At 40.6% G+C, this 20,596-nt stretch carries 16 protein-coding genes, 1 tRNA gene and 1 pseudogene; 11 read left to right on the top strand and 7 right to left on the bottom strand.

Going from position 1 to position 20,596, the window contains the following annotated elements; translation table 11 throughout:
* Positions 1 to 8: 8 nt before the first annotated feature.
* The 5 genes from rbsB to BK575_RS16380 all read left to right on the top strand — a co-directional run bounded on the left by rbsB (position 9) and on the right by BK575_RS16380 (position 4,502).
* Positions 9 to 926, top strand: a complete 918-nt coding sequence (rbsB, locus tag BK575_RS16400; protein WP_078411687.1) for a ribose ABC transporter substrate-binding protein RbsB — start codon at positions 9 to 11, stop codon at positions 924 to 926.
* Between the two features lie 209 nt (positions 927 to 1,135).
* Complete coding sequence (locus BK575_RS16395) at positions 1,136 to 1,330, top strand: IDEAL domain-containing protein (protein ID WP_078411684.1); 195 nt, start codon at positions 1,136 to 1,138, stop codon at positions 1,328 to 1,330.
* Between the two features lie 532 nt (positions 1,331 to 1,862).
* A complete protein-coding gene (locus BK575_RS16390) occupies positions 1,863 to 2,618 on the top strand; it encodes a threonine/serine exporter family protein (RefSeq protein ID WP_078411682.1) in 756 nt (251 codons plus the stop codon).
* A 16-nt stretch (positions 2,619 to 2,634) separates the two neighbouring features.
* On the top strand, positions 2,635 to 3,063 hold the full coding sequence (locus tag BK575_RS16385) for a threonine/serine exporter family protein (protein ID WP_078411680.1): 429 nt from the start codon (positions 2,635 to 2,637) through the stop codon (positions 3,061 to 3,063).
* A gap of 278 nt (positions 3,064 to 3,341) precedes the next feature.
* Positions 3,342 to 4,502 (top strand): sensor domain-containing diguanylate cyclase, encoded by a 1,161-nt coding sequence (locus BK575_RS16380; RefSeq protein WP_078411667.1) that lies wholly within the window; start codon positions 3,342 to 3,344, stop codon positions 4,500 to 4,502.
* Between the two features lie 135 nt (positions 4,503 to 4,637).
* On the opposite strand, the gene BK575_RS16375 is transcribed toward BK575_RS16380, so the two are convergent.
* Both BK575_RS16375 and BK575_RS16370 read right to left on the bottom strand, forming a co-directional pair.
* Complete coding sequence (locus BK575_RS16375; protein ID WP_235867398.1) at positions 4,638 to 5,708, bottom strand: DUF4179 domain-containing protein; 1,071 nt, start codon at positions 5,706 to 5,708, stop codon at positions 4,638 to 4,640.
* The gene (locus BK575_RS16370) at positions 5,698 to 6,219 is read right to left on the bottom strand and encodes a sigma-70 family RNA polymerase sigma factor (RefSeq protein WP_169908031.1); all 522 of its coding nucleotides are present in this window, start codon (positions 6,217 to 6,219) and stop codon (positions 5,698 to 5,700) included. The genes BK575_RS16375 and BK575_RS16370 overlap by 11 nt, the downstream gene beginning before the upstream one ends.
* 253 nt (positions 6,220 to 6,472) lie before the next feature.
* Here BK575_RS16370 and tnpA point away from each other — a divergent pair, with 253 nt between their 5' ends.
* Positions 6,473 to 6,958, top strand: coding sequence for an IS200/IS605 family transposase (tnpA, locus tag BK575_RS16365; protein ID WP_078409725.1), 486 nt, complete (start codon positions 6,473 to 6,475; stop codon positions 6,956 to 6,958).
* 228 nt (positions 6,959 to 7,186) lie between these two features.
* Here tnpA and uraA read toward each other — a convergent pair whose 3' ends face one another.
* Positions 7,187 to 8,455 carry a uracil permease gene (uraA, locus tag BK575_RS16360; protein WP_078411661.1) on the bottom strand — a complete coding sequence of 423 codons (1,269 nt, stop codon included), beginning with the start codon at positions 8,453 to 8,455 and terminating at the stop codon, positions 7,187 to 7,189.
* 225 nt (positions 8,456 to 8,680) lie between these two features.
* On the opposite strand from uraA, the gene BK575_RS16355 reads away from it, so the two are divergent.
* On the top strand, positions 8,681 to 9,679 hold the full coding sequence (locus tag BK575_RS16355) for a zinc-dependent alcohol dehydrogenase family protein (protein ID WP_078411659.1): 999 nt from the start codon (positions 8,681 to 8,683) through the stop codon (positions 9,677 to 9,679).
* Between the two features lie 209 nt (positions 9,680 to 9,888).
* Here the strand turns inward: BK575_RS16355 and BK575_RS16350 are convergent, their stop codons facing one another.
* Positions 9,889 to 10,755 carry a TetR/AcrR family transcriptional regulator gene (locus BK575_RS16350; RefSeq protein WP_078411657.1) on the bottom strand — a complete coding sequence of 289 codons (867 nt, stop codon included), beginning with the start codon at positions 10,753 to 10,755 and terminating at the stop codon, positions 9,889 to 9,891.
* A 192-nt stretch (positions 10,756 to 10,947) separates the two neighbouring features.
* On the opposite strand from BK575_RS16350, the gene BK575_RS16345 reads away from it, so the two are divergent.
* The gene (locus BK575_RS16345) at positions 10,948 to 14,079 is read left to right on the top strand and encodes an efflux RND transporter permease subunit (RefSeq protein WP_078411655.1); all 3,132 of its coding nucleotides are present in this window, start codon (positions 10,948 to 10,950) and stop codon (positions 14,077 to 14,079) included.
* A gap of 113 nt (positions 14,080 to 14,192) precedes the next feature.
* On the top strand, positions 14,193 to 14,339 hold the full coding sequence (locus tag BK575_RS28715) for a hypothetical protein (protein ID WP_169907857.1): 147 nt from the start codon (positions 14,193 to 14,195) through the stop codon (positions 14,337 to 14,339).
* A 258-nt stretch (positions 14,340 to 14,597) separates the two neighbouring features.
* Here the strand turns inward: BK575_RS28715 and BK575_RS16340 are convergent, their stop codons facing one another.
* From BK575_RS16340 to BK575_RS16330, 3 genes and pseudogenes are all read right to left on the bottom strand, one after another.
* A complete protein-coding gene (locus BK575_RS16340) occupies positions 14,598 to 15,854 on the bottom strand; it encodes an L-lactate MFS transporter (protein ID WP_078411653.1) in 1,257 nt (418 codons plus the stop codon).
* A gap of 216 nt (positions 15,855 to 16,070) precedes the next feature.
* Positions 16,071 to 16,256, bottom strand: a pseudogene (locus BK575_RS29130) (hypothetical protein); the annotation flags it as partial.
* A 242-nt stretch (positions 16,257 to 16,498) separates the two neighbouring features.
* Positions 16,499 to 16,582: transfer RNA gene (locus BK575_RS16330), tRNA-OTHER, on the bottom strand.
* A gap of 419 nt (positions 16,583 to 17,001) precedes the next feature.
* Between BK575_RS16330 and BK575_RS16325 the strand changes: the two genes are divergently transcribed.
* Together BK575_RS16325 and BK575_RS16320 are read left to right on the top strand one after the other, a co-directional pair.
* Complete coding sequence (locus BK575_RS16325) at positions 17,002 to 19,422, top strand: putative bifunctional diguanylate cyclase/phosphodiesterase (protein ID WP_078411649.1); 2,421 nt, start codon at positions 17,002 to 17,004, stop codon at positions 19,420 to 19,422.
* A gap of 115 nt (positions 19,423 to 19,537) precedes the next feature.
* Positions 19,538 to 20,359: a uroporphyrinogen-III synthase gene (locus tag BK575_RS16320; protein ID WP_078411647.1), complete on the top strand. Its 822-nt coding sequence runs from the start codon at positions 19,538 to 19,540 to the stop codon at positions 20,357 to 20,359.
* Positions 20,360 to 20,596 lie beyond the last annotated feature (237 nt).

The raw sequence follows: 20,596 nt of genomic DNA, 5'->3' as shown, positions 1-20,596 counted from the left end.
GGCTCGGCATGAAAAAATTTTTGTTGGTACTCATGTCACTATCACTTTTCATCTTGGGAGCTTGTTCGTTAGAGCCTCCGCAATGGGCAAAGCCCGCTAAAAAAGAAGAACTGGAAGATATTAAAATAGGATTATCTATTTCGACATTGAATAACCCGTTTTTCGTTTCATTAAAAAGCGGTGTAGTAAATGAAGCGAAAAGCAACGGGATGGAAGTCATCGTCGTAGATGCGCAAAATGATACGGCAAAGCAAATCAATGATGTGGAAGATTTATTACAGCAAGGTGTGGATGCATTATTGATCAATCCGACAGACTCAGCTGCGATTTCGACAGCGGTGCAATCCGCTAATAACATTGGTGTGCCGGTCATTACGCTTGATCGCTCCGCCGAAAAAGGACAAGTGGAAACACTTGTCGCTTCTGATAACGTCAAAGGCGGACAAATGGCTGGTGAATATATCACAGAGCAGCTTGGTGAAAGCGCGAAAGTGGTTGAACTAGAAGGGGTTCCGGGCGCTTCCGCTACACGCGAACGCGGCGAAGGTTTCCATATCGTAGCGGATGAAAAACTGGACGTTGTAGAGAAACAATCGGCTGACTTTGACCGTACAAAAGGATTGAACGTCATGGAAAACCTATTACAAGGAAACCCGGGCATCCAAGCTGTTTTTGCCCATAATGATGAAATGGCGTTAGGGGCCATTCAAGCCATCGAAAGTTCAGGACGGGACATTCTTGTTGTGGGATTCGACGGGAATGAAGATGCCATTAACTCGGTAAACGCAGGGAAAATGTCAGCGACTGTCGCCCAACAGCCGGACTTGATCGGACAGCTTGCCGTAAAAGCAGCCGGAGATGTGTTAAAGGGAGAAAAAGTGGAGAAACAAATTCCGGTCCCATTGAAATTGGTTACAAAAGAATAGCACATTCATGCACAAAGCACAGGGGAAGTCGAAGACTTTCCCTGTGCTTTTTAGCAGTTAAAGCGTGGAAAATGACCATTTTGCACGAATGAGTCAAAAACAAGCGCAAATCAGTATGATTGTGTAATACAACCTAAAAATAAAAAATAAATGTTTGACTAGTCTGAATTTTCTGTTACAATAGAAAAAAGGACAAGGAGTTGGTTTCAATGGAAAAGAATTTACTAAATGCACCGCAACAAGAATTGAGTGCGATGGATTCTCTAATTGCTGAGATGGTATTAGACAAAGCCATTCTTGATTTTCGAAAAAAGCAAATCCAAAAAGAAATCGACCAGTCATTACAAGATGGAAATAAAGAAGCATTCCTTGAACTATCCGGAAAGTTAAAGAATATTTCATAAAAGACTGAATACAGGTACGATACTAATATAAGACATAGGAAAGAAACCGATGGCATAATCGGTTTGAAGGGAGAGAATCACAACGTCGCTCCAACTGAATAATCAAAAAGAAAGTGATATGTATGAAGAATAACTGCATCTCCGTAAGAGGGGGTGCAGTTATTTTTTTGTGATGACATCCATTTTACCCAGTATGAGCAGACAATAAGACCTCCAGTGAAGAGAGTTTCCCTCATTTCTCAGGTATTAATTGGATGAAAATAAACAATATGGATTGATTAACCATCGCCCATTATATAAACTGTAACAAGGTAAATGTTTCGTTAAAGAACGGAAAATCAAGCTTTTAACTACTAGTGTGTGTTCAAAAAGGAGGACAAAAAGGACCGAGAAGTTCAAGGAAGCGCCGTCTCGAGCAACGGAGCGTATGCTGTTAATACGTGAGTAGCGGAGAGACAAGCTGACGTCGAAATTCGACGGTCATTTTTCCCGGACTTTTTGAACATCCTCATACTATTTGGAGAGATAAGGAATGGAAAATAAGACAACTCAAACATATGAAATCATCGAAGTCTGTTTACTCGCAGGGAAGATTATGCTGCAAAACGGTGCGGAAACATATCGGGTGGAAGATACGATGATGCGCATTGCGGTTTCTTATGAAATCAATGAATCCCACAGCTATGTGACGCCAACGGGGATTCTCTTTTCGATTGATGGAACTGAACCGACAAAATTGATTCGCATATCGGAGCGTACGACCGATTTGCAGAAGGTGACGCTGGTCAATAGCATTTCCAGGCATATTAGCGGCGGCCATGTCTCGGTTCAAAATGCTTATCGGATGTTAAAGAAAGTGGAAGCATCCAATCTCGCTTATCCCATTTCCATCCAAATTGCCGCCGCTGCCATCGCAAGCGGGTGCTTTCTGATCATGTTTCAAGGCGGATGGAATGATTTTGTCCCTGCATTCGTTGCGGGCGGGGTAGGCTTTTCTTGCTTGCTTTACTTTCATTATCTAGTCAAGATCAAGTTTTTTGCAGAATTCCTGTCATCTTTTATTATCGGTTTGCTGTCGTTTTTATTTGTCAAAGCAGGGATTGGAAGTGAATTGGATAAAATCATTATCGGATCCGTTATGCCGCTTGTACCAGGGCTTCTCATTACGAATGCGGTCAGAGACTTAATGGCAGGCCATCTCGTGTCAGGCTTATCAAAAGGAGCGGAAGCCTTTTTAACCGCTTTTGCCATCGGGACAGGGATAGCGGTCGTCATTTCATTTTTTTAACAACAGAGGGGATCATATGATGATAGAACAACTTTTAACCAGTTTTATTTCAACGGCAGCCTTTGGCATCCTGTTCAACGCCCCCCGGGAATCATTATTGAAATGCGGATTTGCCGGCATGGTAGGCTGGGGGATATACATGCTCCTCGTGACCTATCATGTTGATGTAGTGGTGGCTACTTTAATCGCCTCTGTCTTTGTGGCGGTCATCAGTCAATTTTTCTCCAAACTTTATAGAACGCCAATTATCGTCTTTAATGTGGGAGGCATCATCCCTTTAGTTCCTGGAGGATTGGCTTATGATGCGATGAGAAATGTAGTTGAAAATGATTATAATGCGGCAATTCAACTCGCTGCCAAAGCCTTTATGATTTCCGGGGCCATTGCAATGGGGCTTGTATTTTCCGAAGTCATCAATCAAGTCATCAGGAGATCCAAGCTGTAAAAAGTTTTGTACTGTTCAGTAAGTCAAAAATGGATGGAAGTCAATGTCTTTATTTAAGGGAGATTCATTTTAATACAACTCATAAAGGTTAAAGCATAAGCAGCCGGGAATTTTCTCGGCTGCTTATGCTTTAACCTTTTCCCATGATTTATCTAGTTGCTTTTCTACTTATAATATCCTATATTCAAATCATGACATAGTTCGACAAAATATTCGAAATCCGAAACAAAAATAAGCTTTTTGAACATGATCAATGCTTTCGCTGGAGGTGAAACAACATGAAAAATAAAAGCAATATCGTTCTTATTTTCTTATACATAATGATGCTATCATTTTTTAGCACAAGCAGTATGGGAGATTCGTATAAATGGTATGTACAAGGGACTTTGATAGCAGCGGGCTTTGTTTTGGCCTGGCAAGCTGGTAAACAATTAAAACGAGCTGGCAGAGATTATGAAGGGCTATTAAAAAGAAACGAAGAAATGGACGGACGAAGTCAATACCTGATGAAAGAAAATGAACGTTTAGAACAGTTGTTTCATAACATGGATGTCATCGCTTTTTCTTATGATGTCACCTCTCAGCAGATGTATATGTCAAAGGCGGTTGAGCGAGTATACGGATTCTCCAGAGAAACGGTCACCGGAACTCTCGAGCTGTGGAAACATATTGTCCACCCGGATGACCGGGAAGAATTTCAACATTATATGGAGCAATGGAACGCCGGGACTGCAGGTCCATACGAGCATCGTATCATTTGTCCTGATGGAGAGGTTCGCTGGGTCGAAATAAGCGTAAACCCTGTTGTGGATTCATCGGGCGATGTGGTTATATTGAATGGCACGATTATCGATATCACAAAAGGAAAGATAGTAGAAGAGGAGTTAAAAACGCTTGCATTTTACGATAGCTTAACAGATTTGCCAAACCGCCAACTGCTCCATATGTATTTAAAAAAAGCGCTCGCCCGTTCGAAACGTCATGAACAGACATTAACCATCATGTTCATTGACCTGGATGGATTTAAAAATGTGAATGATACATTAGGCCACGAAGCCGGAGATGTATTATTGAAAGAAGTGGCCGATCGTCTGCACTGCATTGTAAGGGAAGATGATTTTGTATCCCGTCTCGGAGGAGATGAGTTCGTTATTGTCCTTGAAGAAGTCGGGGAACAAGAAGCAGGTGACATCGCCCAGCGAATTCTAGATGAGGTGTCCCTCCCTTATACCATCAAAGAACAAACAGCCCATGTGTCTCCAAGCATTGGAATCAGCATTTATCCGACGAACGGGGAAAATCAGGAAATATTGATTGAAAAAGCAGACCAGGCCATGTATTTCGCCAAACATAACGGCAAAAATAATTATCAGTTTTATAGACCTGAATTGTCGGTTATCCAACCGCCAGCGGCTGGAATTTCCAAAAAAAAATCTTGAGTCGGTTTAATAAATAAGCGTTATTCATAAAAGCTTTTCAGAAGTAAGGGATTCCGTTTTAAGGTACAAAACAACTAAATAGAAAAATGACGTGCTAACTGACACCAGTATTAGCACGTCATTTTTCTATTTATATCAGTTCGTTAAATCAACAATAATGTCGTCCAGCACAAATTCCTCTTGCCCTATTTCGTATTTTTCGGGTAGCTTTGTTTCCTTCATAATACCATCGTCTGCTTGTTCTACTGATGTGAAATTTTCTGAGTTCCTTAACATAACATGCGGAGTAACAATTAGCTTTGTTGCATTTGGATGTAATTTTTCAAATGTTTTACTCCAATTCATATAAGAATCTTTCCCAGAGCCACCATTCACTTGACCAGAATAAACATTTCCTAAATCATCTTTAACCTCCAAATCAACATAAACATGATGCCATTTATCTTGAACAACATCCGACGCTTCTTGTCCATAGTAAAGAATAAAAGACATTGGTGTTGTTGCCATCTTCTCAATATTTAATCGAATGCCTTCTTGTTTTACACTTTGACCGATCAACTTTGTTTCGCTATCTGTTGCATCTAAATCAAAAGCAAAATTCCAATTACCTTTAATTTCTTTTTCTTGCTCTCCGTTTAAAATGGTAAAACTCTTAATTTCCCATTTGACTTTAGCAGTTTGTAAATCTTCTGTACTAAAATAAGTCCCTGTCATTAAACCGACATACTCATTTTTACCGATTTTTTCAATTTTTGAAGTCCCTGCCATACCATCTGTGTCTTTCATGTCAAAGTGGTCAAAAATAATTGGCTCTTCTCCTAAATCGTATTCACTTAAAATTGAATAAGTTATCGTTACCGTTTCTCCATCAAAAATGGCATCATTAACGGTTACCTTGATTCCATTACTTTCTTCCATTGTGTTCACTTCCGTTGAAAATTCTTTATAATCATCATAAACTCCCGATTCATTCCCTATTAATTTAAAAATATCACCGATAACTGGGATATTACTGGCAGCTGTAGGAAATGCGAACCCAACAGTTACCGTAGATAATCCCAAAATAATAGCTGCTGCAACTATTGGTTGCGTAAATTTCTTTTTTGGTTTCTCTGCTTTCGCCTTTTTTACACCCAATTTAGACCGTTCATGTAATTCCTTTGGAATCTCTATTTTTTGTAACTCCTGATTTATTTTATTGCTCACAAATATCATCCTCCTTAAATCCTTTTCGAAGCTTATCTAATGCGCGATATAGTACCGATTTTGCCGTCCCAAGTGGTATGTCTAGCAGCTCCGATATTTCTTTAAATGTATGATTGTGATAAAACCTTAAAAGAACAATGCTTTTCTCATCCTCTTCCAATACATCTATTAACCCTTGCAGCGATATAGAAAGAGGTATATCCTCATTATTTGTTCCTATAAATTCCTCATAGTCTGTTTTTAGCTGAACCACTTTTTTATTCTTTTTAACTACATTCATTGCACAGTTCATCGTGATTTTCATTAACCACGTTTTAACATACTCTGGTTTCTTCAATGTATCTATCTTTTTAAATGATTGATAGGCTACCTCTTGAACAACATCTAAAGCATCATCTTTATTTTTTACATATACATAAGCCATTCGATAAATATCTTCTTCATATTGTTGGAAAAGCTTTAAAAAAGCTTGGTCATTTCCTTTCTGAGCTTTTTTCACTAAACGTATAATGGTAGTTCATCCTCTCTTTTTTGTCTTACACTTATTAGACAAACTAAAGGCTATTTTGGCTTAAACTTTTTATATTTTTTTACAAATAAAATAATCGTCCAAATTAAGGACGATTACGTTATTATCGAAAAGAAAACCCTAGGCTAGGCCTAGGGTTCTAAAAAGCTTACAGCATGGTATTAAAAAAACTCCCCTGTGGTGCTAAAATATTTTTGGTTCGCCAACCAAAATATCAGCATACGGAGGAGTTTTTATGTCTAAAAAAGACACTAATAGTTTAGCACATACAACTTGGAATTGTAAGTATCATATCGTATTTGCACCGAAGTATAGAAGACAAGTGATTTATGGGAAAATTAAAAAAGACATTGGAGAAATACTACGTACCTTGTGCGAAAGAAAAGGTGTGGAGATTATCGAAGCAACAGCGTGTAAAGACCACGTACATATGTTGGTAAGTATTCCGCCTAAGATCAGTGTCTCTTCATTTGTAGGATATTTAAAAGGAAAAAGCAGTTTAATGATCTTTGATCGTCACGCAAATTTAAAATATAGATACGGAAACCGAAAATTTTGGTGTACAGGATATTATGTGGATACCGTTGGGAGAAATAAGAAGGTGATAGAAGAATATATACGCAATCAAATACAAGATGATATAGTCGCAGAACAATTAAGTATGATGGAATACATCGATCCATTTACAGGTGAAGAGGTAAAGAAAAAGAAACGAAAGTAAGGAGGAGGCCTTTGAGGTCTGGCCAGTAGAAGTAGTACAACTGGCGAACCATTCAGTAGCCCTTTAGGGTTTGGTCAGTAACAAAGGCTTCCAGCCGTAGAGCAAACCACCCGTTATCACGGGTGGTTTTGACTTCATTATAAACTTGTTTTTTCATTAAACTCCATTCAATCCATAAAAGGAGCAGTCCATCGTATGTTTGATTTTCATCTTTTCATTTGAGTCGCACTATTGGTTCAACAAGTTGAACTTTTCCAGTACTTTAAAGAAAAGGCTTAATAAAATCGCGACGACAGTGGCAAGCGCCATTCCTTTTAGAGCAGCGCCCCCCCAGGTAAACGTCGCGCCGCTTACCCCGATGACAAGCACGATCGTCGTCAAAATCAGATTGGTCGGTTTGGAATAATCCACTTTCTCATCAACGAGAATTCGAATGCCGGAAGCGGCGATGACACCAAACAGCAATAAAGAAATGCCGCCCATGACAGGAGCGGGAATCGTTGAAATCATGGCAGCAAGTTTGCCGCAAAACGATAAGATAATAGAGAAAAGAGCCGCACCCCCAATGACCCAAGTGGAGTAAACTTTTGAAATTGCCATGACTCCGATGTTTTCCCCATACGTTGTATTCGGAGTAGAGCCGACAAAACCCGAAATGATCGTAGATACACCATTACCGATAAGGGAACGCCCAAGTCCCGGGTCTTTGGACAACTTTCTGCCAACGATGTTCTCAGTAACGACTAAATGGCCAATATGTTCAGCGATCACGACAAGAGCGGCAGGAGCGATGATCATGATACTCGTCCAGTCAAAACGAGGAGCGTAAAAATCCGGAACAGCAAACCATTTGGCCTCCGCTACCGTACTCCAGTCCACCATTCCCATGAAGGCAGCAAGTATATAGCCGGATACGACTCCAACAAGAATAGGAATGATGCTAAAGAATCCCCGAAACATGACATTCCCTATAATCGTAATCAGCAGCGTCACTAAAGAAACGGTAATCGCATTTGAATCATAAGCCCAATCAGCGGGAGCATTCTGTAAAGGCGCAATAATACCGGCCATTTCTGCTGCTGTCGGTACGAGCTCTAATCCGATGATCGCTACAATCGCCCCCATGGCGGCAGGAGGAAACACGGTATGGATCCATGAGGTACCCGCAAAACGAATAAGCAGGCCGACCAACAGAAAAATAAAGCCGACGACGATAAAAGCGCCAAGAGCATGAGAATAGCTTTTTGAAGAAAGGACGATAAATACAGGAGAAAGAAAGGCAAAACTTGACCCAAGATAGGCGGGGATTTTCCATTGACAGATAAATAAATACAAAAGCGTGCCGAAACCATTCATTAACAAGACGGTAGCCGGATTGATATCAAACAAGATCGGAACAAGAATGTTCGCGCCGAACATCGCAAATAAATGCTGCAAACTAAGCGGAATACTTTTTAAAAGAGAGGGGCGCTCCTCTACTTGAATGACTCGCTGCACTGTATAAATCTCCCTTCGCTAAAGGTAACGGTGATCTGTCTTCCACATCATGGAGTGGTGAACCCCACTGATAGAACGTTCCATTCATACGTTGTCCTTTTTTTACCACTTTCATTCCCTCTAATAGAGTTTGTAAACATCTATCGTAAGAGGAGGAAAAGCAGAGTGTTTTAGTGGTAATCATTTCAATTTTCAGTAAAATAAAAGAGAGAAGGAGTGAGAGACATGAAAGCACAAGTCATTAAATCTTTTGGAGGACCATCCGTGTTTCAATTAGAAGAGATTGAAAGACCGGACGTTCTTCCAGGTCATGTTTTAATTCAAGTTAAAGCAACAAGCGTCAACCCTATCGACACGAAAGTTCGCAGCGGGGCCGTTCCAGCGGTTTCACCCGAGTTTCCGGCCGTTTTGCATGGCGATGTCGCAGGTGTTGTGGCAGAAGTGGGAGAGGGTGTGACTGGATTTCAGCCGGGTGATGAAGTGTTTGGCTGTGCCGGAGGCTTTAAAGGAACAATGGGAGCGCTTGCGGAGTTTATGCTCGCAGACGCGGATTTGCTTGCCCATAAACCGAAAAACTTGTCGATGGAAGAAGCCGCCGCTTTGCCGCTCGTTGCCATTACCGCTTGGGAAGCGCTATTTGACCGAGGACAATTAAAGGCGGGGCAGTCTGTGCTCATTCACGGCGCTGCCGGGGGTGTGGGGCATGTTGCCATTCAGCTGGCGAAATGGGCAGGTGCTCATGTCTATACGACGGCCTCATCGGAAGAAAAGCTGGAAATCGCCAAACGTTTAGGAGCCGATGCAGGAATTAACTACCGAAAAGAATCCGTTCAAGACTATGTTCAGCAATATACGAATGGTAAAGGATTTGAAGTCGTGTTTGACACCGTGGGCGGCGAAAACCTCGATCGCTCTTTTGAAGCAGCAGCCATCAATGGCACCGTTTTAGCCATTGCGGCCCGTTCGACCCATGATCTATCAACGCTGCACGCCAAGGGCCTTTCTTTACATGTCGTATTCATGTTATTGAAAATTCTCAATAAAGACCACCGTAAACATCATGGAGAGATTTTAAGAAGGGTCGCTAAAGTGGCAGAAGAAGGGAAGCTTCGCCCGCTGATCGATCCTACTGTCTTTACCTATGACGAAGTGGAAAAATCCCATCAATATTTAGAGTCCGGAAAAGCGACAGGGAAAATTGTCCTTCGCAATACGTGGGTATAATCGGCATTGCTTGTGAGCCGAAAAGCGATGAATAGCAGAAAAAAGGCAGCAATCACCTGTTGATTGGCTGCCTTTTTTCTTCAGATTCATAAGCAAACAACCTTAGAAGCATTTATGAACGGGAATGAAAATGTACAACCTACTACTCATACCATCAGTAATCGGCTTTTTTGTTATCAAATCAATATGTGGTGTTAACAGAATTAGATTTACACTTTAAGGTCATAAAATGAAGCTATTTCTTTTCTGTATGTGTCAAATTGAGCTATACCTTTAAAGTTAGATAACATTCCCTGTATGACAGGGATTCGGGGGTTTTCCCTATTTATTTCAGACTGCAGCACTTCTAAAGAGATTTCGAGATCCTCTTTTTCATCCATCTTCTTCAACTCTTTTTTCATCGTTTCCAGCAGCGTTATTACATGGTTTTTGTCTTTCAAAAAAAGAGATTTTGTTTTATTTAATAAGTTCTCTACTTTTTCGTCTGTAAGAATGGGATGGTCGCTCGTGATGGCTTGTGAAATGCTATCCATTCTCCTCATTAAGAATTCCGCAAGTTCAAGCGAATCAAAGTTTTGCTTATCTATTAATAAGATTCTTACATAAGATTGGAACAGGCCGTCCAAAATGGCGGATAAGTCCCATAAGAAAGGTTCAATTTTTTCTCCGTACACAGAAAGCAATCCGTTCCTGTAAAATTGTTGTGTTTCCAAATGCATGTTAAAGATAAGCTTTTTAATCGACTCGTTTAAAGGGATGGCTTGTTCCCTTGATTGCATGATCATAAACTCTCTATGTTCGACAAGGGTTTCGAATAGAGCGTTCAATTGCTTAGTGAATCTTTCGCGAGGCGATAAGTTTTTATCTTCATGTGCTGATAGGCTCTTTTGAATTTTGTCAAAGTAATATTGAAGAATCGCCAAAAGCAAAGCATCTTTTGATTTGAAATATAAGTAAAAAGCCCCCTTCGATATTCCGCTTTCAGTCACAATGTCTTGAACCGAGGTGGAAGAAAATCCTTTAAGAGCAAAGAGCTTGATGGCTGATTCAATGATAAGCTTTTCCTTCTCTTTCAAAATAGTTACCCCCTAAAAATTCCTAAATAATTATAATACATGATTCCAAAGCAGTGTAAAAAACAATAAGGCAGAAAGTACCATTGTAAATGACCAGTCAGTCATATATATTTTATTTGTATTGACCAATTGGTCATATTGTAATTCATCCATGATATACAGGTCAAATTAGAATGTGAAAGGAGAAGGAGAATGAAGAGCATTATTCAGTTTTCCTTGAAGAATAAATTTGCGGTATGGCTTCTGACCATTATGGTCACAGCAGCCGGATTGTATTCCGGATTAAATATGAAACTTGAAACCATCCCGAATATTAATACGCCGCTCGTATCCGTCATGACGGTATACCCTGGGGCGACACCGGAAGAAGTGGCGGAAAAAATATCGGAACCCATTGAAAAGCGGGTACAAAATTTAGAGGGGGTCTCAGTCGTCAGCTCCTCTTCTTTTCAAAATGCTTCATCCGTTCAAATTGAATACAACTTCGATAAAGATATGGAGAAAGCTCAAGCAGAAGTGAAAGAGGCGCTTAATGACCTGTCATTTCCTGAAGGGGTACAAGAGCCGGACGTTTCCCGCCTAAGTATCAATGCCTTCCCCATTATGTCTTTAAGCATTTCCAATAAGGAACAATCGTTGGCTGAATTGACGAAAACCGTTGAAGAAACCATTTTGCCCGAACTTGAAGGAATCGAAGGGGTCTCATCCACTCAAATTTCGGGTCAGCAAGTAGAGGAAGTGCAATTAAAGTTTAACGATGAAAAAATGAAACAATACGGACTTGATGAGGAAACGGTAAAGAATATCGTAAAAGGTTCGGACGTTTCCGTTCCATTAGGGCTGTATACCTTTACAGATACTGAAAAATCCGTTGTAATTGATGGGAATGTCACAAGTGTCGATGATTTAAAAACGTTAAAAATTCCTGTGATGCCAGCAGCAGGAGGGCAGCAGGCTGCTGCTGCGCAACAGAAACCTGCCGGAATGTCTTCTCCAGATTTACAAAAGCAAGCTCAAGCCATTCCGACGATCGAGTTGCAGGACATCGCATCAATTGAGGTCATCGGAAAAGCCGAATCGATTTCACGAACAAATGGCGAAACATCCATTGGCTTACAGATTGTCAAGGCAGCTGATGCCAACACGGTTACAGTCGTAAATGCAGTAAAAGAAAAATTGGCTGAATTTGAATCTGATACAGAAGGACTGCAAGTGACACCCATTTTCGATCAAGGAAAGCCGATTGAAGAGTCCGTTCAAACCATGCTAAGTAAAGCGGCTTTCGGTGCGGTGTTTGCAGTCATCATCATTTTGCTGTTCTTGCGAAATTTCCGAACAACCATTATTTCCATCATTTCTATCCCATTGTCATTGTTAATCGCCATTTTATTATTGAAACAAATGGACATTACGCTGAATATGATGACACTCGGAGCAATGACGGTTGCGATTGGCCGTGTAATTGATGATTCCATTGTCGTTATTGAAAATATATTCCGCCGCATGTCCTTAAGGGATGAACAACTGAGTGGAAAAGAACTGATTGTGGAAGCGACGAAAGAAATGTTCGCGCCAATCATGTCTTCGACAGTTGTGACGATTGCTGTATTCCTTCCATTAGGATTAGTAAAAGGACCTATTGGGGAGATGTTCCTGCCGTTTGCCTTAACCATCGTCTTTGCACTGCTTGCATCGCTCTTAGTGGCAATTACGATTGTACCGATGATGGCTCATTCTTTATTTAAAAAAGGCATCTCGATAAAAGGGCATGATGAAAGCAAGCAAGGAAAATTGGCATCTGGATATAAGAAAGTGCTGAATTGGTCATTGAATCACAAAATCATCACTTCCACTTTGGCTATAGTATTATTAGTGGGAAGTCTGTTCCTCGTTCCGGTTATTGGTGTCAGCTTTCTGCCGGCTGATGAACAGAAAATGGTAACAGCCACTTACAAGCCGGAACCTGGTCAAACATTGGAAGAGGTTGAAGAAATCGCAACCAAAGCCGAGACCTTTTTCAGTGAACGGGATGGAGTGAAGACCGTTCAATTCTCGGTAGGCGGAGAAAACCCAATGAACCCGGGACAGTCGAACTCAGCATTATTCTTTGTGGAATATGACGAAGATAAGGAAAACTTCGCAAAAGAAAAAGAAGATGTCATTGACGAGTTGAAAGAACTGACGGATAAAGGTGAATGGGCAAACCAAGACATGACTGGCATGGGCTCAAGCAATTCCCTTTCGCTGCTGGTGTACGGCGAATCCATGGATGATATTGAACCTGTCAGCAATGAAATTGCGGATATTTTAAAGGGAAATGACTCACTTACAAATGTGAAAACGAGCGTTTCTGACACATATGAGGAGTACATGCTTGTAGCAGATCAAGAAAAATTGAGCCAATTGGGTCTTACAGCCGCCCAAATTGGTATGGAGCTGTCGGATTCCGGTCAGCGTCAGGTATTGACAACACTTGAACATGACGGTGAAGAAATCAATGTATATCTGGAAGTAGAAAAAGAAAACTATGCTGATATTAAGGATCTCACAAATAAAACGATTCAATCTCCTCTTGGCATGGAAGTGCCGATTAAAGATATTACCAAGGTGAAAGAAGGAAAGACATCCGATACCGTTACACGACGTGACGGGCGCATTTATGCAAGTGTGAGCGGGGAAATCACGACAAAGGATGTGGCAAAAGTATCAGCTGACATCCAAAGTGACATCGATCAATTAGACTTGCCGGCAAATGTGGATGTCTCCATGGGCGGAGTCACACAAGACATTAACGAATCCTTTACACAGCTGGGATTGGCGATGCTTGCCGCTATTGCCATTGTGTACTTCGTATTAGTGCTTACATTCGGCGGAGGTTTGGCGCCGCTTGCGATTCTGTTCTCGCTTCCATTCACGATCATCGGAGCTCTTCTTGGATTGCTTATCGCAGGTGAAACATTAAGTGTTTCCGCCATGATTGGAGCACTCATGCTTATCGGTATCGTTGTCACAAATGCGATTGTGTTAATTGACCGGGTCATTCATAAAGAAAATGAAGGATTATCAACGAGAGAAGCCCTTCTTGAAGCGGCCGGTACACGTCTCCGTCCGATTTTAATGACGGCTATTGCTACCATCGGAGCATTGGCTCCATTAGCAGTAGGACTTGAAGGAAGCGGATTGATTTCAAAAGGTTTAGGTGTGACCGTCATAGGCGGGCTAACAAGCTCAACACTTCTTACCCTGGTCATTGTGCCAATCGTATATGAAACCTTAATGAAGTTAAAAAGAAAAAAGAAAAAGCAGATCGCAAAAGCTGCGTAAAGATCAAAAAGAGGTTGGATATCTAAAAAAGATGTCCAGCCTCTTTTTTTAGACCAATAAGAAGCTTTGGATAAGCTAGAAACGTATAAGGTATATGAAAGGGGGAGTCCATAATGGGCGATATTCCTGCTGTAATCATAAGAGTCATTTTAGCTTTTATTGCAGCCGTTCCCGATGCACTTTCTCACGCAATAAAGAAAGCATATAAAATCTTTCAAAAAGATAATAATATAGAAGATGGAGGTTGCAATGAAGTTTAGAGGATATTTAAATCCGCGTAAATGGAGAAAGAAAATAAAAGAACACGAGAATCAAGGAGACAGCCGCAAAGATGAGAAAGAATAGGCGGTTAGCTTTTTTTAATTTTCTAACTAAAGGTTTACATCCTTTATTATAGTAAAGGCTATATGGGTCTTCTAATTTATCACACTCTCGTAAAATAAAAACACCCCAATCGAGTTGACTCACTCAATAGGGATGTTTATCTCCTAAGTAAGATTGATAATTTGCTATTTTTATTAAGCGACACCCTGTTGCTGCAGTTTTCGTTTCGCTTTTTTGATATCTGCACGAAGCAAGATTGAAATGAAAAAAGCAAAAAGAATTAATCCATTGAAAACATAGAAGACCGGAATATAGCTGCCTGTGCTTTCTTTGATTTGGGTTACGAGCATAGGTCCAAACACGCCGCCGAGAGACCAAGTCGTTAAAAGATACCCATGGATGGCACCAAGTTGTTTCGTTCCGAACAAATCTCCGATGAATGCCGGAAGATTAGAGAACCCGCCGCCGTAACAGCTAACAACGAGCAAGATAAGTACTTGGAATAATAATGCATTGGTCACACTAGGAAGTAAGAAGAATGCTGCTATTTGGATAATAAAGAAAATCATGAAGACAGTAGGGCGGCCAATATAGTCAGACGCTGCAGCCCATCCAAGTCGGCCTCCTCCGTTAAAGATGCCCATGATTCCTACCATCGCAGCGGCTGCTGCGGCTGATAGTCCCACTACTTCTTGAGCCATAGGAGAAGCGACAGAAATCATCATAATTCCCGCACTTGTATTAATGAGCATCATCGTCCAGAGCATCCAGAAATGCTTCGTTCTGACTGCTTCTTTTGCAGTTAACTGCGCCAGGTCTTCTTTCAGTTCCTTTTTGCCGGTTGCAATATCTTTTTTCATATTATCCGGCATCCAGCCTTCTTTAGGGGGTGCGATATAGGAAGCGCCAAGTATCATAAGAAGAAAATAAGATGCACCTAAGATGTAAAACGTCATCGGAATGTTAACAGCTTCCATAAGAGCCGCTGCGACGGGTGCTGTAATGAGAGCCCCCGAACCAAAACCTAGTACCGCCATCCCCGTTGCCAACCCGCGGCGATCAGGGAACCATTTGACGAGTGTAGAGACTGGAGAAATGTAGCCGATCCCCAATCCAAGTCCACTAAGCAATCCATATGTAAGCCAAAACATCACTACTGAGTCCATAGCAACGGACAATCCAGAACCGGCTTGTCCCAAACCGAATAATACAGCCGCAACGATCGCCGATTTTCTCGGACCGTTTCGTTCCACAAACTTCCCAAATATGGCGGCAGAGGATCCTGCAAGTGCCATCATGATCGTGAATGCCACCGTAACATCTGTTAAAGACCAGCCCGCTGATTCCACCAAGGGCTTCTTGTATACACTGTAAGCGTATGCCCCACCGATTGAAAGATGAATAGCGATAGCGGATAAAGCAATAAACCACCTGTTTTTACTTCCTCCCATGTTACTTCCCCCTTTTCCTAACATAAAAATTGAAAGCGTATCCATATGATGTCTTACATAAATTTTACATTTTTATGCATAAGTAGTCAAATCAATCAAAATAATCTAATAATTTTAAATATTTTGTATTTTTATGGTGAATATATAGAAAGGCTTATAACACGAAACATGTGAAAAGGCTCTGCCTATATGCAGAGCCAATAGAATGTTGAGTGGTTAATAATAACCGCCATAGTAAGGGTAATATGGATAAGGGTACGGATAACCATATCCATATGGAGCAACCAGTGCACCAGCTAATAATCCGCCTGCCAATCCACCCAAGAAAGGTGCGCCAAAAAAAGGTCTGCCGAAGAAGGGACGGCCAAAGCCAAATCCTCCAAATGGTCGGCCACCCCCCCAATTCTGCCGATAATTCTTGTATCTAAATTACTTACTCCGTGTGCCGGAGAGTATACCTCTGGTACAACTTGTGGTGCTGGATTCATGAACGTGATCCTCCATTTCATTTTTTCACTCCGTAAAGCATATGCATTTACCCATTTATAAGGTTGAAAAGAGCGATACAGAAGAAAAAATCCAATCTTATACAAAAGTTTGTTTTTTAAACTTTTTACATATGAGCGGGGAGCACTGTTTGTAAAAGGACCCGGCAGGATTTGAACCCGCAAACTGCTCGGCTGTATACGATGATACGACCGGCTGCTCTGCCATTGAGCTACGGGTCCTAATAAAAGTATTTGCCCTGCTTCTTTTTTTATTCAACAATCCTATAAAGTTTTGTCGTGAGTAAAGTGGATGACAGCACGGTCATCCATTTTACCCGCTGCTTTGAAGACAGCATTCAATCCTATTGGTTCATCGTCGATCAGGTCTTATATTCATTCCAATAATCGTGAATGTACTCCATTTATTTAGCATGATAGAATTTTTATTTTCGACAAAAATAGACAAAAATAGACCGTTTTCTGTAGTAATATATTGCTGATTAAATGATTGGCGAACTGATTGACAGATGAGGATGTAAAGCCATGGCTCTAAGCTCTCTTAAAAAGCCATGACCAAAAGGCTGCCAATCAAAGGAACTTGAATAGCTCATTTCCTTAACAGGGGAAGCCATTCTATCATTTCGGGGAGGAAATAGGAAATGAACATCCATAGATGGGAAAGGTTCTTTAGAATGTTTATTCCGATATATGTCAGCGGTTATTATATATGGCTCATTTACTGGAGAGATAATGAGCAGATAAGAACGCTCGGTGGAGACATCTTTTCTACTTTTTCTCCTCTTCTTACTTTTGTCATCCTGTTTTTGACGATGAAGAGATCAGTGGGAATAGATAAAAAGTTTTGGTTGTTAATGAGTGGATCAGCTCTTTTTTTTACCGCAGCGGAGTTGGTCTGGGATTATTATGAACTGATCTTGCGAGTAACTGTGCCCTATCCAGGCTTGCCTGATTTGTTTTATATTTTATCACCGATATTTGAGCTTGCAGCCATTGTGTTTATTGTTTATAAGGATTCGAGTCTGCGAAACTGGCGGGCCTTATTTGACGCATTGATTACGATGACAGTAGGAGCGACTCTTTGTTGGGCATTTATGATTAAGCCTGTACTTAGTCAAGGAGAAGTACCCTTTTTGGAGCTCGTTGTGTCTACTTTTTATCCCGTAACATCTTTAGGGTTATTTTTTGGCATGGTAGGTCTTTTCTCTTCGAATAAACCGTTTTTTCATAAAAATGTTGCCAATTGGCTTGTATTAGCTTTGTTTATTCGGATTTTCGCCGATTGCTCCTATACATATTTAACCCTTTATGATCTTTATTATTCAGGCACCTTCTACGACCCTCTCTGGTCCTTATCGTTCTTTTGCTATTCATTGGCTGCGTTCAATTATAAAGAAGCTCAGGCAACTGAGGATGAGCAAAATCAAAAACCAGATATGGCCGTCATTTATAAAGGGACATATCTTCTAAAATTAGCAGTACCTTATATAAGTGTCAGTGTCCTATTTGTCATCATGATTAGTAGAATCAATCAAATTGATAGCATTGTCATCGGGTCCGCTGTATCACTGATTTTAGTAATTATTCGTCAGCTTCTTACACTGATTGAAAATGAGTCTTTAGTGAAAAGACTAAGCTTTTTAAATAAGGCACTAGAAGATAAAGTGAGAGAACGGACTGAAGAACTATTCGAAAAAAACCGACAATTAACAACCGTATTAAAAAATGCGGAATATATGGCTTATCATGATTCATTAACCAACCTTCCAAACCGAAGATTTTTTGAAGAAAAATTGGTTAAAAGCATCGAACAAGTAAAAAAACATGACAATAAACTGGCGGTTTTTTTCTTTGATTTCGATCGATTCAAAAATATTAACGATAGTTTGGGGCACGCATTTGGAGATGTGCTGTTATGCAAGGCTGCCGAACGGATGCTTGGCTGTTTGAAAGAAAAAGCTGTCATTTCTAGGCTGGGGGGAGATGAATTTACCATCATTCTCGAGGAAATGCAACATCATGACGAAGCCCTTACTTTAGCAAATAAAATAAAACAGACGATTTCACAGCCTTTTATAATAAACAATCAAGAAATTCATATCACTACAAGCATCGGGATTTCCATTTATCCAGACCATGGCCATAGAGCGGAAGATTTGATTAAATATGCCGATACAGCGATGTATTGTGCAAAGGAAACAGGGAAGAACAATATTCAGTTTTATACGCAAGAGATGAATGAATCCGTTTCAAAAAAAGTGACATTGGAAGCAGCTTTGCGAAAAGCAATTGAGAAAGAAGAATTCTCCATTTATTATCAACCCCAAATTCATATCCAAAGCAATGAACTGATTGGTGTTGAGGCTTTAATTAGATGGAATGTTCCCAAATTAGGAGCGGTACCTCCCGCTGAGTTCATCCCGTTTGCAGAGGAGACCGGATTGATCGTACCCATTGGTGAATGGGTACTTAAAACGTCTTGTCAGCAATTAAAACTATGGCATGATCAAGGATTTGAATCACTCAAACTATCCGTGAATTTATCTTCACTCCAATTCCAGTCTGAAAATTTAGTTGAATTGATTGAAGAAGTGATTGAAGATACACGAATCAATCCGGCTTTTCTTGAATTGGAGGTCACTGAAAGTGTAGCCATGTTTAATGAGGAACAAGTCATCAATCAATTACATGAATTAAAAAAGAGAGGGATATCAATTGCCATTGATGACTTTGGAACCGGTTATTCATCATTAAGTTATTTGAAAAAGTTCCCGGTTGATACACTTAAAATTGATCAATCATTCATAAGGGATGTTTTAACAAATGATTCTGATAGGGCTCTTGTCTCAGGGATTATATCAATGGCCCAAAGTATGAATTTCAAAGTGATTGCCGAGGGAGTTGAAACACACCAGCATCTTTCACATTTAGTCGCGTTAAAATGCGACGGAGCTCAAGGCTATTTATTCAGTAAGCCGCTCCCAACAAATGATGTGCAAGATTGGATGAAGCAATATATAAAACAGCATCTCCAAGTGGAGAATCATGGTGTTAGTAACTAAGTGAAAAAAAATAACATGAGACGTGAAGATAGCTTATAATAAAGGAAACTTCCATCAGTGGGAGCTTCCTGCCCGTTAATGGGGGATAAATATGATTGAGTGAAAGGAGAAAATAATGGGAAAAGCATTAGAGGGAAAACGAATTGTCATTGCCGGTTCGCGCAAAACAGATGAAATGAGTATATTGATTGAAAAACAAGGAGGCATTCCCGCTGTCCGCTCCCTGCAAGGAACAGTCTTTTTAGCGGATAAGCAAGTAGAGCCGGATTTAAAGCGTTTTGTGGATGAAGGAGCAGACTGGGCGATTTTCACGACAGGAATTGGCACCGAAACATTGTTGAATTTAGCTGAAAAAATGGATATTAAGGAATCATTTTTACAAATCATCTGTGAGGCAAAGGTCGCTTCAAGGGGATATAAAACATATGCCGCCCTCAAGAAGCTCGACATTAAACCTGTTGCTGTGGATGAGGATGGGACGACGAAAGGACTCGTTCGTGCCCTGGACGGCCAGAATTTCTCTGGAAAACGCGTCATGGTACAGCTCCATGGTGAAAATGCCCCTACGTTGGTCAAATTCCTTGAAGATAATGGTGCATCCGTGATGCCGCTTCTTCCTTACCAGCATATCGCTCCGGAAAGAGAGGCAGTTGAAACTTTATGCCAAGAACTGCTTAACAATGAAGTGGATGCTGTATGTTTCACGACAGCGATCCAAGTTCGCTCTCTTTTTGACTTTGCACGCGAGCAAGGATATGCAAATGAAATCTTACAGGCTTTCAAGGGAAAAGCATTGGCTGCTGCTGTTGGAAAAGTGACTGCTGAAGCATTGGAAGAAGAAGGTGTTGAGCGATTGGTCGTGCCGGAAAATGAGCGTATGGGGGCCATGGTGATTGAATTGTGTAAGTACTATGAACAGGCAATGGAGAGTAAATAACGACGACTTTTTTGTGTTACATAGAGCGGTAGGCAATTTTTAAAAATGGTATTACTCGAGAAAAGCATCCTAATTTATTAGGGTGCTTTTTTTGATAGCCGTTGAATGTCATAAGATCGGACAAACTAAAGCACCATATAAAAAGTTTGTTAGCTAACCTAACAAAGGTGATGTGGGAAAAACCAGCATGTTCCATAATGTGAAAATAGAACAACCTAGATAACCAAAGGAGGAATG

The organism is Priestia abyssalis, from assembly GCF_002019595.1.
In the GTDB taxonomy this organism is placed as follows: domain Bacteria; phylum Bacillota; class Bacilli; order Bacillales; family Bacillaceae_H; genus Bacillus_BA; species Bacillus_BA abyssalis.
The sequence above is the reverse complement of the archived record's forward strand: the minus strand, read 5'-3'. Positions and strand labels throughout refer to the sequence as shown.